This is a genomic window from Leisingera sp. JC1 (assembly GCF_001679925.1).
Classification (GTDB): domain Bacteria; phylum Pseudomonadota; class Alphaproteobacteria; order Rhodobacterales; family Rhodobacteraceae; genus Leisingera.
Genome location: NZ_LYUZ01000080.1, coordinates 1 through 13,035, shown reverse-complemented (window position 1 = coordinate 13,035; position 13,035 = coordinate 1). Strand labels below are relative to the sequence as shown.

General features: G+C 64.4%; 8 protein-coding genes. 4 read left to right on the top strand and 4 right to left on the bottom strand.

Features of this window, described 5'->3' with window-relative positions; translation table 11 throughout:
• Positions 1-2: 2 nt before the first annotated feature.
• On the top strand, positions 3-2,243 hold the full coding sequence (locus A9D60_RS07755) for a xanthine dehydrogenase family protein molybdopterin-binding subunit (RefSeq protein WP_065267048.1): 2,241 nt from the start codon (positions 3-5) through the stop codon (positions 2,241-2,243).
• Between the two features lie 61 nt (positions 2,244-2,304).
• On the opposite strand, the gene A9D60_RS07750 is transcribed toward A9D60_RS07755, so the two are convergent.
• The 3 genes from A9D60_RS07750 to A9D60_RS07740 form a co-directional block, all read right to left on the bottom strand.
• Positions 2,305-3,084 carry a gamma-glutamyl-gamma-aminobutyrate hydrolase family protein gene (locus tag A9D60_RS07750; RefSeq protein ID WP_065267047.1) on the bottom strand — a complete coding sequence of 260 codons (780 nt, stop codon included), beginning with the start codon at positions 3,082-3,084 and terminating at the stop codon, positions 2,305-2,307.
• A gap of 101 nt (positions 3,085-3,185) precedes the next feature.
• Positions 3,186-3,614 (bottom strand): GlcG/HbpS family heme-binding protein, encoded by a 429-nt coding sequence (locus A9D60_RS07745; protein ID WP_065267046.1) that lies wholly within the window; start codon positions 3,612-3,614, stop codon positions 3,186-3,188.
• Positions 3,615-3,723: 109 nt separating this feature from the next.
• On the bottom strand, positions 3,724-5,871 hold the full coding sequence (locus A9D60_RS07740) for a malate synthase G (RefSeq protein ID WP_065267045.1): 2,148 nt from the start codon (positions 5,869-5,871) through the stop codon (positions 3,724-3,726).
• 222 nt (positions 5,872-6,093) lie between these two features.
• Here A9D60_RS07740 and pepN point away from each other — a divergent pair, with 222 nt between their 5' ends.
• From pepN to A9D60_RS07725, 3 genes are all read left to right on the top strand, one after another.
• A complete protein-coding gene (gene pepN / locus A9D60_RS07735; RefSeq protein ID WP_065267044.1) occupies positions 6,094-8,646 on the top strand; it encodes an aminopeptidase N in 2,553 nt (850 codons plus the stop codon).
• A complete protein-coding gene (locus A9D60_RS07730) occupies positions 8,639-9,097 on the top strand; it encodes a hypothetical protein (protein ID WP_065267043.1) in 459 nt (152 codons plus the stop codon). The genes pepN and A9D60_RS07730 overlap by 8 nt, the downstream gene beginning before the upstream one ends.
• A 271-nt stretch (positions 9,098-9,368) precedes the next feature.
• Positions 9,369-10,529 carry a hypothetical protein gene (locus A9D60_RS07725; protein ID WP_368072342.1) on the top strand — a complete coding sequence of 387 codons (1,161 nt, stop codon included), beginning with the start codon at positions 9,369-9,371 and terminating at the stop codon, positions 10,527-10,529.
• Positions 10,530-10,594: 65 nt separating this feature from the next.
• On the opposite strand, the gene A9D60_RS07720 is transcribed toward A9D60_RS07725, so the two are convergent.
• Positions 10,595-12,961 carry a Tex family protein gene (locus A9D60_RS07720; protein WP_065267041.1) on the bottom strand — a complete coding sequence of 789 codons (2,367 nt, stop codon included), beginning with the start codon at positions 12,959-12,961 and terminating at the stop codon, positions 10,595-10,597.
• Between the last annotated feature and the right edge of the window lie 74 nt (positions 12,962-13,035).

The following is a 13,035-nucleotide window of genomic DNA, read 5'->3' as shown; positions in this document are numbered from 1 at the left end:
TCATGGCCAGCTTCAAGAAAATCGCCCGCCGCAGCTTCCTGATCGGCTCCGCCGCCATCGTTGGCGGGGTCGCTTTCGGCGCCTACTACGTCAGCCGACCGGCCCCGAACCCGCTGAAACCGGCAGAAGGCGAAGCGGCGTTCAACCCGTTTGTGATGATCTCAAACGAAAAGATCACCCTGATCGCCCCGCGCGCCGAGATGGGCCAGGGCGTGCACACCACCTGGGCCGCATTGATCGCCGAAGAACTGGACGTGACACTGGACCAGGTGGAGGTCATCCACGGCCCGGCCGCCACCGCCTATTACAACTCCGCCCTGCTGGGGGAGGTGATCCCGTCCAAAGGCTATGACAAGTCCCGCTTTGTGCATTCGCTGGGTGAGGCGCTTGGCCATGCGGGTAAGCTGATGGACATGCAGGTGACCGGCGGTTCGTCCTCGATGAAGGACGGGTATGAGCGGATGCGGGCCGCGGGCGCCTCTGCACGGGAAACGCTGAAACTTGCCGCAGCCAACCGGCTGGGCGTTGCCAGCAGCCAGCTGTCCACCAGGGACGGCAAGGTGATTGCCCCCGGCAGCATCGAGATTTCCTATACCGATCTGGCTGCTGAAGCCGCCGGGCTGGAACCGGTCGAGGCCCAGCTGCGCCATCGCAGTGAGTGGAAGCTTCTGGGCAAGGCGCAGCCGCGTGTGGACATGCCCGGCAAGGCCACCGGCACCGCAGAGTTCGGTATCGATGTGCGCCTGCCGGGCATGAAGTTCGCGGCCCTCAAGGCCAACCCGCACCTTGGCGGCACAATGAACGGCTTTGATGCCAGCGAAGCGCTGCGGATGCCGGGCATCGAACAAGTGGTGGACCTGGGCAATGCCTTTGCCGTGGTTGCAAACAACACATGGCTCGCCATCCAGGCCGCCGAGGCGGTCGCCGCAGACTGGGGGCCCGCCCCCATTCCGGACACGCAAGCGGAAATCCAGGACGCCATCCGCGCTGCCTTTGACGCTGAGCCGAACTCCACACTGCGCGACGATGGCGATGTCTCTGCACTTCCCCAGGGCGCGCAGGAAGTCTCCGCCGAATACGAAGTGCCCTTCCTGGCCCACGCGACGATGGAGCCGCTGAACGCCACCGCGCTCTACGACGGCAGCAAACTGCAGCTCTGGAGCGGCAATCAGGGGCCGCTTCTGACCCGCAACCACTGTGCCGATGCGCTGGGGATCGACCCGGAGCAGGTAGAGGTGAACACCCCGCTTATGGGCGGCGGTTTCGGGCGGCGCGGCGAGATGGATTTCTCAATCTACGCCGCCAGGCTGGCTCGGCAGATGCCGGGTACCCCGGTGCAGCTCACCTGGAGCCGGGAAGAGGACATGACCCATGACTTCTACCGCCCCGGTGCCATGGCCCGCATGCGCGGCGCCGTGAAAGACGGCAGCGCGGTCCTGCTGGACGGCCAGATCGCCAGCCAGGCGCTGACCCCGCAATTGATGAACCGCTGGTTCGGCATGACCCCTGCGGGTCCAGACACAACAATGGTGGACGGCGCCTTCAACCAGCCCTACGGCATCCCCAACTACCGCATCCGCGGCCATGCGGCGGACCTGCAGATCCCGATCGGTGCCTGGCGGTCTGTCGGCGCGTCCTTCAACGGCTTCTTCATGGAAAGCTTCGTGGACGAGATGGCCCACGCGGCCGGTGCCGATCCGCTGGAATTCCGGCTGGCCCTCACACGCCAGGAATGGGCACCCGCGGCCAAGGTGCTGGAAGCGGTCAAGGATATGTCCGGCTGGACCGGCACGACGCCTGACGGCGTGGGCCGGGGCGTTGCCATGACCTACAGCTTCGGCACCCCTGTGGCTCAGGTGATCGAGGTGGCGGAGGAAGACGGGCTGATCCGCCTCAGGAAAGCCTGGATCGCCGCCGACCTGGGCGTTGCGCTGGATCCGCAGAACCTGGAAGCACAGATGTTCGGCGGCATGGCCTATGGGCTGTCAGCTGCGATGTTCGGCGAAATCACTTTTGCCGAAGGTGCGGCGGAGCAAGGAAACTTCCCTGATTACGACGCCATCCGCATGCACACGATGCCCGAGGTGGAGGTGCGTATTCTGGAAGAGCAGTCGCATATCAGCGGTGCGGGCGAGCCCGGCACCCCGCCGGCCGCCCCGGCGCTGGCAAATGCACTGTTCGACCTTACCGGTAGGCGCGCCCGGCGGCTGCCGCTGATGCATGACTTTGATCTGCTGATCTGAACCAAGATGCGGCCTGCCCCGCCGGGCGGGCCGCATTCCCCTTGAGGGGCGCGAAAATCCTTTATGCAGTTTTTTGCAGACTGGCCTGCGGGCCGCCCTCTGCCCAGGCCCGGACAGCCTCACCAAAGGCTTCAAACAGCGGCCGCGACACCGGGTCTGCTGCTGCCTCCCACTCCGGATGCCATTGCACCGACAGGGTGAACCCTGGTGCATCCTTGATATAGACGGCCTCCGGCGTGCCGTCCGGTGCTTGGCCGTCGATGACAACCCGCGCACCGGGGCGTTTGATGCCCTGCCCGTGCAGGGTGTTGGTCATAACTTCCTCAGCGCCGAACAGGCGGTGGAACACCCCGCCAGAGTTGAATTTGACCGTGTGACGCAGGGCGAATTTCTCCTCCAGCGTGCCGTCCGGCGGCATCCGGTGGTTCATCCGCCCCGGCAGATCGCGGATTTCCGGGTGCAGCGTGCCGCCCATCGCCACGTTCACCTCCTGAAACCCGCGGCAGATGCCCAGGAATGGCTGGCCGCGCTCGACGCAGGCGCGCACCAGCGGCAGGGTGATGGCATCGCGCGCCCGATCAAAGGCGCCATGCGCCTCGGTCTCGGCCTCGCCGTACTCATTGGGATGCACATTGGGCCGCCCGCCAGTCAGCAGGAACCCGTCGAAGGTATTCAGCAACTCCCCGACAGTCACGAACCGCGGGTCCGAGGGGATCATCAGCGGCATACAGCCCGCCACTTCGGCAATCGCCTCGGAATTCATCGTTCCGCCCGCATGCACGGGGTACTGGTCGTTCAGCAGATAGGAATTGCCGATAATGCCTACTTTGGGTCGCGCCATGTTGTGCTGTCTCCGTTCCCTGACAGAAAAACTAGCTCTGCCAGGGGCCGGGTTCAACCGCAGTGATGGCGCAACAGATTGTTCACATACGCACCGGAGGGTCAGATTTCCCCTGAAAGGCCAGCAGCTTCGATGCCTGCAACAGCCGCAATGGCGTCATTGTCCGAGGTGTCGCCGGTCACGCCGACCGCGCCGATCACCGCGCCATCGGCACCGCGCACCAGCACGCCGCCCGGCACCGGCACCACCTGGCCGCCGTAAACGCCGTTCACCGCTGCCATGAAATAACCCTGTGCCTCTGCACGCGCCATCTGGGCAGACCCCGCCATGCCCAGCATCACAGAGCCATAGGCCTTGCCGTGCGCAATCGGGAACCGGCCCGGTGCGGCGCCGTCCTCGCGCTCGAACGCCTGCACATGACCCCCGGCATCCAGCACCACCACCGACAGCGGTTTCAGGTTCAGCTCGTGCCCCTTGTCCAGTGCCACGCGGATGATGGTGCGCGCCTGCTCCAGTGAAATCCCAGCCATCAGTTCAGCCTCCTCTCCTGACGTTACGGAACAGAAAAGGAGGCCAAAAGGCCCCCTTTGACTACCCCTGTTTGCGGGGAAACTGTTTCATCCGGTCAGTTTGCCGCGGTCAGCTGGCGGCTTCCTGGGCCTTCAGCTCCAGCCGGCGGGCATGCAGCACCGGCTCGGTGTAGCCGGAGGGCTGCACCCGCCCCTTGAACACCAGATCGCAGGCCGCCTTGAAGGCGATGGTGTCATAGCCAGGCGCCATCGCGCGGTAGGTATTGTCGCCGCGGTTCTGCTCATCCACCACTTTGGCCATCTTGCGCAGAGAGCCCATCACCTCCTCTTCCGAGACGACGCCATGGTGCAGCCAGTTGGCGATGTGCTGTGCCGAAATCCGGCAGGTGGCGCGGTCCTCCATCAGGCCGACGTCGTTGATGTCCGGGACCTTGGAGCAGCCGACGCCCTGATCCACCCAGCGCACCACATAGCCGAGGATGCCCTGGGCGTTGTTGTCCACCTCGCGGGCGATCTGGCGCGGGGTCCATTTGCGGTAGGTCGCCAGCGGGATTTCCAGGATGCCATCCACATGGGCGCGGCGGCCGCCCTCTTTCAGCTTGGCCTGCACCGCCAGCACATCCACCTTGTGGTAATGCAGCGCGTGCAGTGTGGCGGCAGTCGGGCTTGGCACCCAGGCGCAATTGGCGCCGGACTTCGGATGCTCAATCTTCTGCTCCAGCATTGCCGCCATCATGTCGGGCATTGCCCACATGCCCTTGCCGATCTGTGCTTTTCCGGACAGACCGCACTCCAGGCCGATGTCGACGTTCAGGTTCTCATAGGCGCCGATCCAGCCCTTGCGCTTGATGAAGTCCTTACGAGAGAACGGTCCGGCCTCCATCGAGGTGTGGATCTCGTCGCCGGTGCGGTCGAGGAAACCGGTATTGATGAAGGCGACCCGGTGCTTGGCGGCGCGTATGCATTCCTTGAGGTTCACCGAGGTGCGGCGTTCCTCATCCATGATGCCGATCTTCACGGTGTGGCGCGGCAGGCCCAGGATATCCTCGACCTTGCCGAAGATCCGGTCAGTGAACGCCACTTCCTCCGGCCCGTGCATCTTGGGCTTCACCACATAGACAGAACCATGGGCGGAGTTGCCGCCCTCGCGCTTCAGGTCGTGCTTGGCAATCATCACGGTGATAAGCGCGTCCAGCAGGCCCTCGTATGCCTCTTTGCCGTCCTGATCCAGCACCGCCGGGTTGGTCATCAGGTGGCCGACATTGCGCACCCACAGCAGGGCGCGGCCCTTCAGCGACATGGCTGAGCCGTCCGGCGCGGTATAGCCGAAATCCGGGTTCAGGCGGCGGGTGATGGTCTTGCCGCCCTTCTCCAGCTCCGCCTCCAGATCGCCCTTCATCAGGCCGAGCCAGTTGGAATAGGCCTGCACCTTGTCTTCAGCATCGACGCAGGCGACCGAATCCTCGCAGTCCATGATCGCCGACATTGCGCTTTCCAGCCGCACGTCGGCCAGACCGGCCTGATCGCGGGCGCCGATGGCGTGGGCGCGGTCGAACACCAGCTCCACATGCAGGCCATTGTTTCGCAGCAGAACGGCTTCGGGCGCCCTGGGGTTGCCGCGGTAGCCTGCAAATTTCTCCGGCTGCGCCAGCGGCAGGTCGTCGATCAGCAGCTGGCCGTCCTGCACGTGATAGCGGCGCACGTCGGCATGGCTGGCTCCATTGATCGGAAATGCTTCATCTAGGAACACCCGCGCCCGCGCCACAACCCGCGCGCCGCGGCCCTTGTCATAGCCGCCCTTGGGCGCCGGGGTTCCCATCGCGTCAGTGCCATAGAACCCGTCATACAGGCTGCCCCAGCGCGCATTGGCCGCGTTCAGCGCATAGCGGGCATTGGTGATCGGCACCACCAGCTGCGGCCCCGGCACCGATGCAATCTCAGGGTCCACGTTCTGCGTTTCGATCTCGAAATCGCCGCCCTCCGGCAGCAGGTAGCCGATGTCCGCCAGAAACGCCTTGTAGGCTTCATGGTCATGCGGCTTGTCGCGGTTGGCGATGTGCCAGGCGTCGATATTGGCTTGGATCTCCTCGCGTTTCGCCAGCAGCGCCCGGTTTTCCGGACCAAAGGTGTTCACCAGTTCCGCCAGGCCTTTCCAGAAGGCTTCCGCTTCGATCCCGGTGCCTGGCAGCGCCTGCTTCTCGATGAACTCCGCCAGCTCCGGCGCAACCTGAATTCCCTGTTTCTCGACCCGGCTCATGACTTGCTCCTTCTGGCGGTACACCACTGTATGCTGACATCTAACTAGGGCAGAAGTTTCCGGTCAGCAACAAAACACCCCATCGGTGAAACCGAACTCAATTTCTTGATTTTCAAGAAAGTGCTGCGGATTTTCCGGAAGCCGCATTTCAACCGCCAATCCGCTTGCAGTCCCGCCCCTATCCTCTACACCTGAAAAGAAGCAGTGCAGAGGAGAACGAGAATGGCCAAAGACACGCCCCAGACCTTCTACCTGAAAGACTACACGCCCTTTGGATATGACGTCGAAAGCGTTCACCTGACCTTCCGCCTGGCACCGGAAACCACCCGCGTCCTGAGCAAAATCCGCTTTGCCCCGAAACCGGACGCGGCGGACAAGGCGTTCTTCCTGCATGGTGAAGAGCTGAAACTGATCTCCGCCAAAATCGACGGCCAGCCGGTCACGCCGGAATTGGTCGAGGGCGGCCTGAAATGCGACGTGCCCAGCGCCCCCTTCACTTGGGAGGCAGAGGTGGAGATCAACCCGGCCGGCAATACCGCGCTGGAAGGCCTCTACATGTCCAACCGGATGTATTGCACCCAATGCGAGGCCGAGGGTTTCCGCAAGATCACCTATTACCCGGACCGCCCCGACGTGATGTCCACCTTCACTGTCCGCATCGAAGGCGACGAGCCGGTGATGCTGTCCAACGGCAATCCGGTGGGCGCGGGCGAAGGCTGGGCCGAATGGCACGATCCCTGGCCGAAACCGGCTTATCTGTTTGCACTGGTGGCCGGCGATCTGGTGAACCACCCCGGCAGCTTCACCACCAAGTCCGGCAAGGAGGTGGAGCTGAACATCTGGGTCCGCCCGGGTGATGAAAACAAATGCGCCTTCGGCATGGAGGCGCTAAAGAAATCGATGAAATGGGACGAGGACGTCTACGGCCTCGAATACGACCTGGAGCTGTTCAACATCGTCGCCGTTGACGATTTCAACATGGGCGCGATGGAGAACAAGGGGTTGAACATTTTCAACTCCTCCTGCGTTCTGGCGTCGCCTGAGACCTCTACAGATGCCAATTTCGAACGTATCGAGGCAATAATTGCCCATGAATACTTCCACAACTGGACCGGCAACCGCATCACCTGCCGCGACTGGTTCCAGCTGTGCCTCAAGGAAGGGCTGACCGTTTTCCGCGACGCGCAGTTCACCGCCGACATGCGGTCCGAGCCGGTGAAACGGATCGACGACGTGATTACACTCCGCGCCCGCCAGTTCCCGGAGGACAACGGCCCCCTCGCCCATCCGCCGCGCCCGGAAGCCTTCCAGGAGATCAACAACTTCTACACCGCCACCGTCTATGAAAAAGGCGCCGAGGTGATCGGGATGCTCAAGCGGCTGGTTGGGGAGGACAACTACTACAAGGCGCTGAAGCTCTATTTCGAGCGCCACGACGGCCAGGCCTGCACCATCGAGGACTGGCTGAAGGTGTTTGAGTACGCCACCGGGCGCGACCTCAAGCAGTTCAAGCTGTGGTACAGCCAGGCCGGCACCCCGCGGGTGAAGGTCTCGGAAGATTATGCTGATGGCACCTACACGCTGACCTTTGAGCAATCGACGCCGCCGACACCGGGCCAGCCCGAAAAGGCGCCGTGGGTGATCCCGATGGCGGTGGGCCTGTTGTCCCCCAACGGTGACGAGGTGCACGCAACTGAGGTGCTGGAACTGACCGAAGCCAAGCAAAGCTTCACCTTCGACGGCCTCGCCTCCAAGCCGGTTCCTTCGATCCTGCGCGAGTTCTCCGCCCCGGTGATCCTGGAGCGCGAGACCACCAACGCCGAACGCGCCTTCCTGCTGGCGCACGACACCGACCCGTTCAACCGCTGGGAGGCCGGCAATGCGCTGGCCAAGGAAACCCGCGTTGCCATGGTGCTGGACGGCGCCGCCCCCGATGCAAGCTATCTGGATGCGCTGGAAAAACTGGTGCGCGATGATGATCAGGACCCGGCCTTCCGCGCCCTGGTTCTGTCGCCGCCCAGCCAGTCGGACATCGCTCAAACCCTGCATGAGCGCGGCTTTACCCCCGATCCGCAGAAAATCTACGACGCGGCAGAGACCTTCGCCCAGACCCTGGCGCAGCAGCTGGAAACCAGCCTGCCCCGGCTCTATGCGGCCACAACGGTAGAAGGGCCCTATTCACCCGACGCCGAAAGCGCCGGCAAACGCGCGCTCAACGGCCGCATCCTTTCACTTCTTACCCGGCTCGATGGCGGCGAACAGGCCGCGCGCCAATATGCTTCCGCAGACAACATGACCCAGCAGTATGCCGCGCTTGCCGCGCTGATGAAGGCTGAGAACGGCGCGGCCCAATCCAAGGCGTTCTTTGATCAGTGGCAGGACGACCGGCTGGTGATGGACAAGTGGTTTGCCCTGCAAATCGCCTGCGCCGCACCGGAAAAGACGGCTGCAACCGCTGCGGCGCTTATCAAACACCCGCTGTTTGACATGAAGAACCCCAACCGCTTCCGCGCGGTGATGGGAGCGCTGGCGGGCAATCACGCCGGCTTCCACCATGCCAGCGGCGAGGGTTACCAGCTTCTGGCCGAAAACCTGATCGCGCTGGACAGCCTGAACCCGCAGACCACCGCCCGCATGTGCGCCGCGTTCCAGACCTGGAAGCGTTATGATTCCGGCCGCCAGTCGCTGATCCGCGCCCAGCTCAACCGGATTGCAGGCACGGACGGGCTCAGCCGCGACACCAATGAAATGGTGACCCGGATCCTGGATGCCTGAAACGCCTGAAACATGCCCCCCGGCGAAGGATTACAGCTTCTCCCGCCGGGGCCGCTCCCCCGCGGCCATTCTGGCAACTGGCGGCTGGCTGGCCGCGCTACTTGTCTTGTGGCTGGTGCTGGATGCCGCGCTTTGGCTTGTAATCCTGCTTGCCCTGCCGGTCCTGCCCGCGATCGCCGATCTGGTCCGAAACCCGGTATCCGGGCTGAAGGTATCCCCGAACAGAGTCGAATGGTTCACCGGAAAACTGGCCGGACAGGCAGAACTGGGTGAAATCGACCGCGTGCGGTTCGATACCCGCTGGGACTTCTCCGTCCGCGCAACCCTGATCCTTCGCAGCGGCAAACGCATCCGCCTGCCGCAGGAAGCGACGCCGCCCCACGCTGAGGCTGACGCCGTGTTTCAGGCCCGCGGCCTGCGCACTGAACGCCACCACTTCGCCGCGTTCTGACCCCGTCCGTCAAAAGCCCGCCAATTCCACTTCGGATTTTAGACAGCAATACGCGATTAACCGCCCAGGCGCGTTAACTTCCTCAGTGCCGCCATCTTTGCGCCCCATTGCCTGACGAAACTGGCAGCAACGATAAGCTGCCACTCATCAGGAAGCACAAATGCTCACACAGTCTCGACAGGCACTGGATCTTTTCTCCCGGATTTCAGGCCTGGTTTCCAGCCGGTCCAAGCCCGCTGCACGCCAGGCGCCAGCCCCAGCGGAACAGCCATTGGCCCAGCCCCCGGAGGATTGCCTGTCCATCACGGTCCTGAGCGCGCAGGACGCCCCCGAAGGCACCGAGGCCCAGGACCGCGGCCAGTTTCTGGCCCGCCAGGAACGCTGGGACGACCTGTCCCGGCAGATCCGCACGGCCGACGAAACCCGCGCCGCCACCCGCTGCGGGATGCCGCTGGCCGATCTCATTGCTTTTGGCGCCCGCGCCGATGTGGTGACCGCCACGGAACACGCGCTGGCCGAAAATCACGACGCCCGCAGCCGCACCCTGATCCGCGGCCTGATGGCCTTTGAGGCGCTGCGCGCAGAGAACCGGCACGATCCCTATCTGACCGCCCTGGTGGCGCTTGCCCACATTGATATCGGCTGGGCCTGGCGCGGAACCGGCGGGCAGGAGACGCCGGCCTCGAACCAGCGCCGCTGCGCCGCCCATTTCGACCGTGCCGCCGCTCTGCTGGAGCCGATTGCAGAGGACAGCCGGAACAGCCCGTTTCTGCTGGCCGCGCAATGCGCGCTCTTTGCCGGCCGCAGCACCGGCACCCTGCAGGTGGCGGACACCTACAGCGCGCTGATTGACCTGGCGCCTGCCAACCACCGCCACATGCGGGCGCTTGGCACCCATATGCTGCCGCGCAGCGCCGGTTCCTATGCCGCACTGGAGCTGGAGGCGCGCCGCACCGCTGCCCGCACCGAAGCCACCTGGGGCGCAGGCGGCTACACCTGGGTCTACTTTGACGCCATCTCCGTCGACAGCCAGGCCTGCGCCCGTGTCGACACCCGCTTTTTCCTGGACGGGCTGCGCGACATCGTCCAGGCCGACGCGTCGCAGGAAATGATCAACCTGCTCGCCGCCTACTGCACCGTTGCCCTGCCCAAGGACATGGGAAAGGACCTGCAAGCCGACGTGCCGCGGCTCAGGATTGCCGGGGCTGCGGACTGGCTGATCCGCGATCACCTGACGGAGCTTCACCCGCTGGTCTGGGCACACGCGGAGGAAGGTTTTGACAACAGCACTCTGATCCGCTCCGTCAGCCGCTTTGCCGCCCGCGGGCATGCCGGCGCGCTGCAAGCCCTCGCAGCCCAGTTCCGTGAGGAAATCGAGAGCGGGCAGAAGATCTCCTTCACCGAAAAGGGGCTGCACCTCAGCCCCGCCTGACAACCCTTATTGAAATGGGAAACGCGGCTTATTGAAAAGGGAAACGGGGCCGCGCCCCCGTTTCCTCATTTCTTCTTGAAGGCATCCATCAGGGCTGCACCCAGCGCGCCAGTACTTTGGCCTGAGCCCTGTCCGGGCGCCTGCCCGCCCTTGGGCCCGGCCGACATCCTGCCTTTGCCGCCCTGGGGTCCGCCCGGCTTACCGCCGCGCCGCGGCCCGGTGCCCTTGGACGGTCCGCGCACGTTGCGGTCTTCCTTAGCCGAGGCGCCGCCGTCCTTCTTCATGGTCAGCCCGATCCGCTTGCGCGGCACATCCACCTCGGTGACGGTGACCTTGACCACCTGACCGGTCTTCACCACCTCATGCGGGTCCTTCACAAACCGGTCCGCCAGCTGGCTCACATGCACCAGCCCGTCCTGGTGCACCCCGATGTCCACAAAGGCGCCAAAGGCCGCGACGTTGGTCACCGTGCCTTCCAGAACCATGCCGGGCTTCAGGTCGGTGATCTCCTCCACCCCGTCCTTGAAGGAGGCGGTCACGAAAGACGGGCGCGGGTCGCGGCCCGGCTTTTCCAGCTCCTGGAAAATGTCGCGCACGGTGGGCAGGCCGACCCCTTCGCCCGCAAACTCCTCAGCCCGCAGGGACTTCAAAGCCGCGCCGTCCCCCATGATCTGGCGGATATCCCGCCCGCAGGCCGCCACGATCTTGCGCGCCACGCCATAGCTTTCCGGGTGGACCGAGGACGCATCCAGTGGCTCCTTGCCATCCCGGATGCGCAGGAAGCCCGCGCATTGCTCAAACGCCTTGGGCCCAAGCCGTGCAACCTTCAGCAGCTCCTTGCGCGAGGCAAACGCACCGTTCACGTCCCGATGCGCCACAATCGCCTCTGCCAGGCCGGGGCCAAGGCCCGAGACATGAGACAGCAGCGGAGCCGACGCCATATTAAGGTCGACCCCCACCGCGTTCACCACATCCTCGATCACCGCCTCCAGCGATTTCGACAGTTTGTGCTGATCGACATCGTGCTGGTACTGGCCGACGCCGATGCTCTTGGGCTCGATCTTCACCAGCTCAGCCAGCGGATCCTGCAGGCGCCGGGCAATCGACACCGCCCCTCGCAAGCTCACGTCCAGATCCGGGAACTCCCGCGCCGCCAGCTCGGAGGCTGAATAGACCGAGGCACCCGCCTCGCTCACCACCACCTTGGTTGGCGCCTTGATTTTGGCAGGCAGGTGTTTCAGCACCTCCGCCACCATCTTTTCGGTCTCTCGGCTGGCGGTTCCGTTGCCGATGGCAATCAGCTCTACTCCGTGTTCGGCGATCAGCTTCACAATCGACACCTGCGCCCCGCGCAGATCGTTCTTCGGCTGGAACGGGTACAAGGTCTCTGTGGCCACCAGTTTCCCGGTTGCATCAACCACCGCCGCCTTGACGCCGGTGCGGATGCCCGGGTCCAGCCCGAGAGTCGGCCGCGCACCGGCTGGCGCTGCAAACAGCAGGTCCTTGAGATTGCGGGCAAAAACCTGAATGGCGTCTTCCTGCGCGCGGCCGCGCAAATCACCCATCAGCTCCAGCATCATCGACAGGCTCAGTTTCACCCGCCAGGTCCAGCCAGCGACCTTGCGCAGCCATTTGTCGCCCGGCCCGTTGCCGCCCGCTCCCAGTTCCGCCGCAACCATTCCTTCCGCCCGGGCCACGCCCTCTTCCGGCTCCGGCCCCACGTCCAGCGTCAGCACGCCCTCGTTCGATCCGCGCAGCATCGCCAGCGCCCGGTGCGAGGGCACATCCGCCCAGCGCTCCGAATGGGCAAAGTAGTCGGAGAACTTGGCGCCTTCCTGCTCCTTGCCCTCGACGACCTTGGCGGTCAGCACAGCCTCGCGCTGGAGGAACTCCCGCAGGCGGCCCAGCAGGCTGGCGTTTTCCGTCAGCCGCTCAGTCAGGATATCGCGCGCACCGTTCAGCGCATCCTTCACCGTGGCCACAGCCTCGGTGACATAACCTTCGGCCAGCTTCTCCGGATCAGCACTGCGGTCCGCGAGGATAGCGTCTGCCAGCGGTTCCAGCCCGTTTTCCTTGGCGATCATCGCCTTGGTGCGCCGCTTAGGCTTGTAAGGCAGATAGATGTCCTCGAGCTGCGCCTTGGTTTCCGCCTTGGCAATCGACGCAGCCAGATCATCGGTCAGTTTGTCCTGGCCCTTGATCGACTCAAGGATGGCGGCGCGGCGCGCTTCCAGCTCCCGCAGATAGGCCAGCCGCTCCGCCAGCGTGCGCAGCTGGGTGTCATCCAGCCCCCCGGTCGCCTCTTTCCGGTAGCGCGCGACAAAGGGGACCGTGGCGCCTTCATCCAGCAGCGCAACCGCAGCGCTCACCTGCTTGGCGGCAGCGCCGATTTCCGTGGCAATGGTCTGGCTGATGCGGGCGGATGTGTCCAAGGCGGCCTCCTCAAAATCGGCCTCCTCAAAATTCTGCTCGGGCTGCCCGTTCTAGCCGCCCGCCCTCCCCCCGC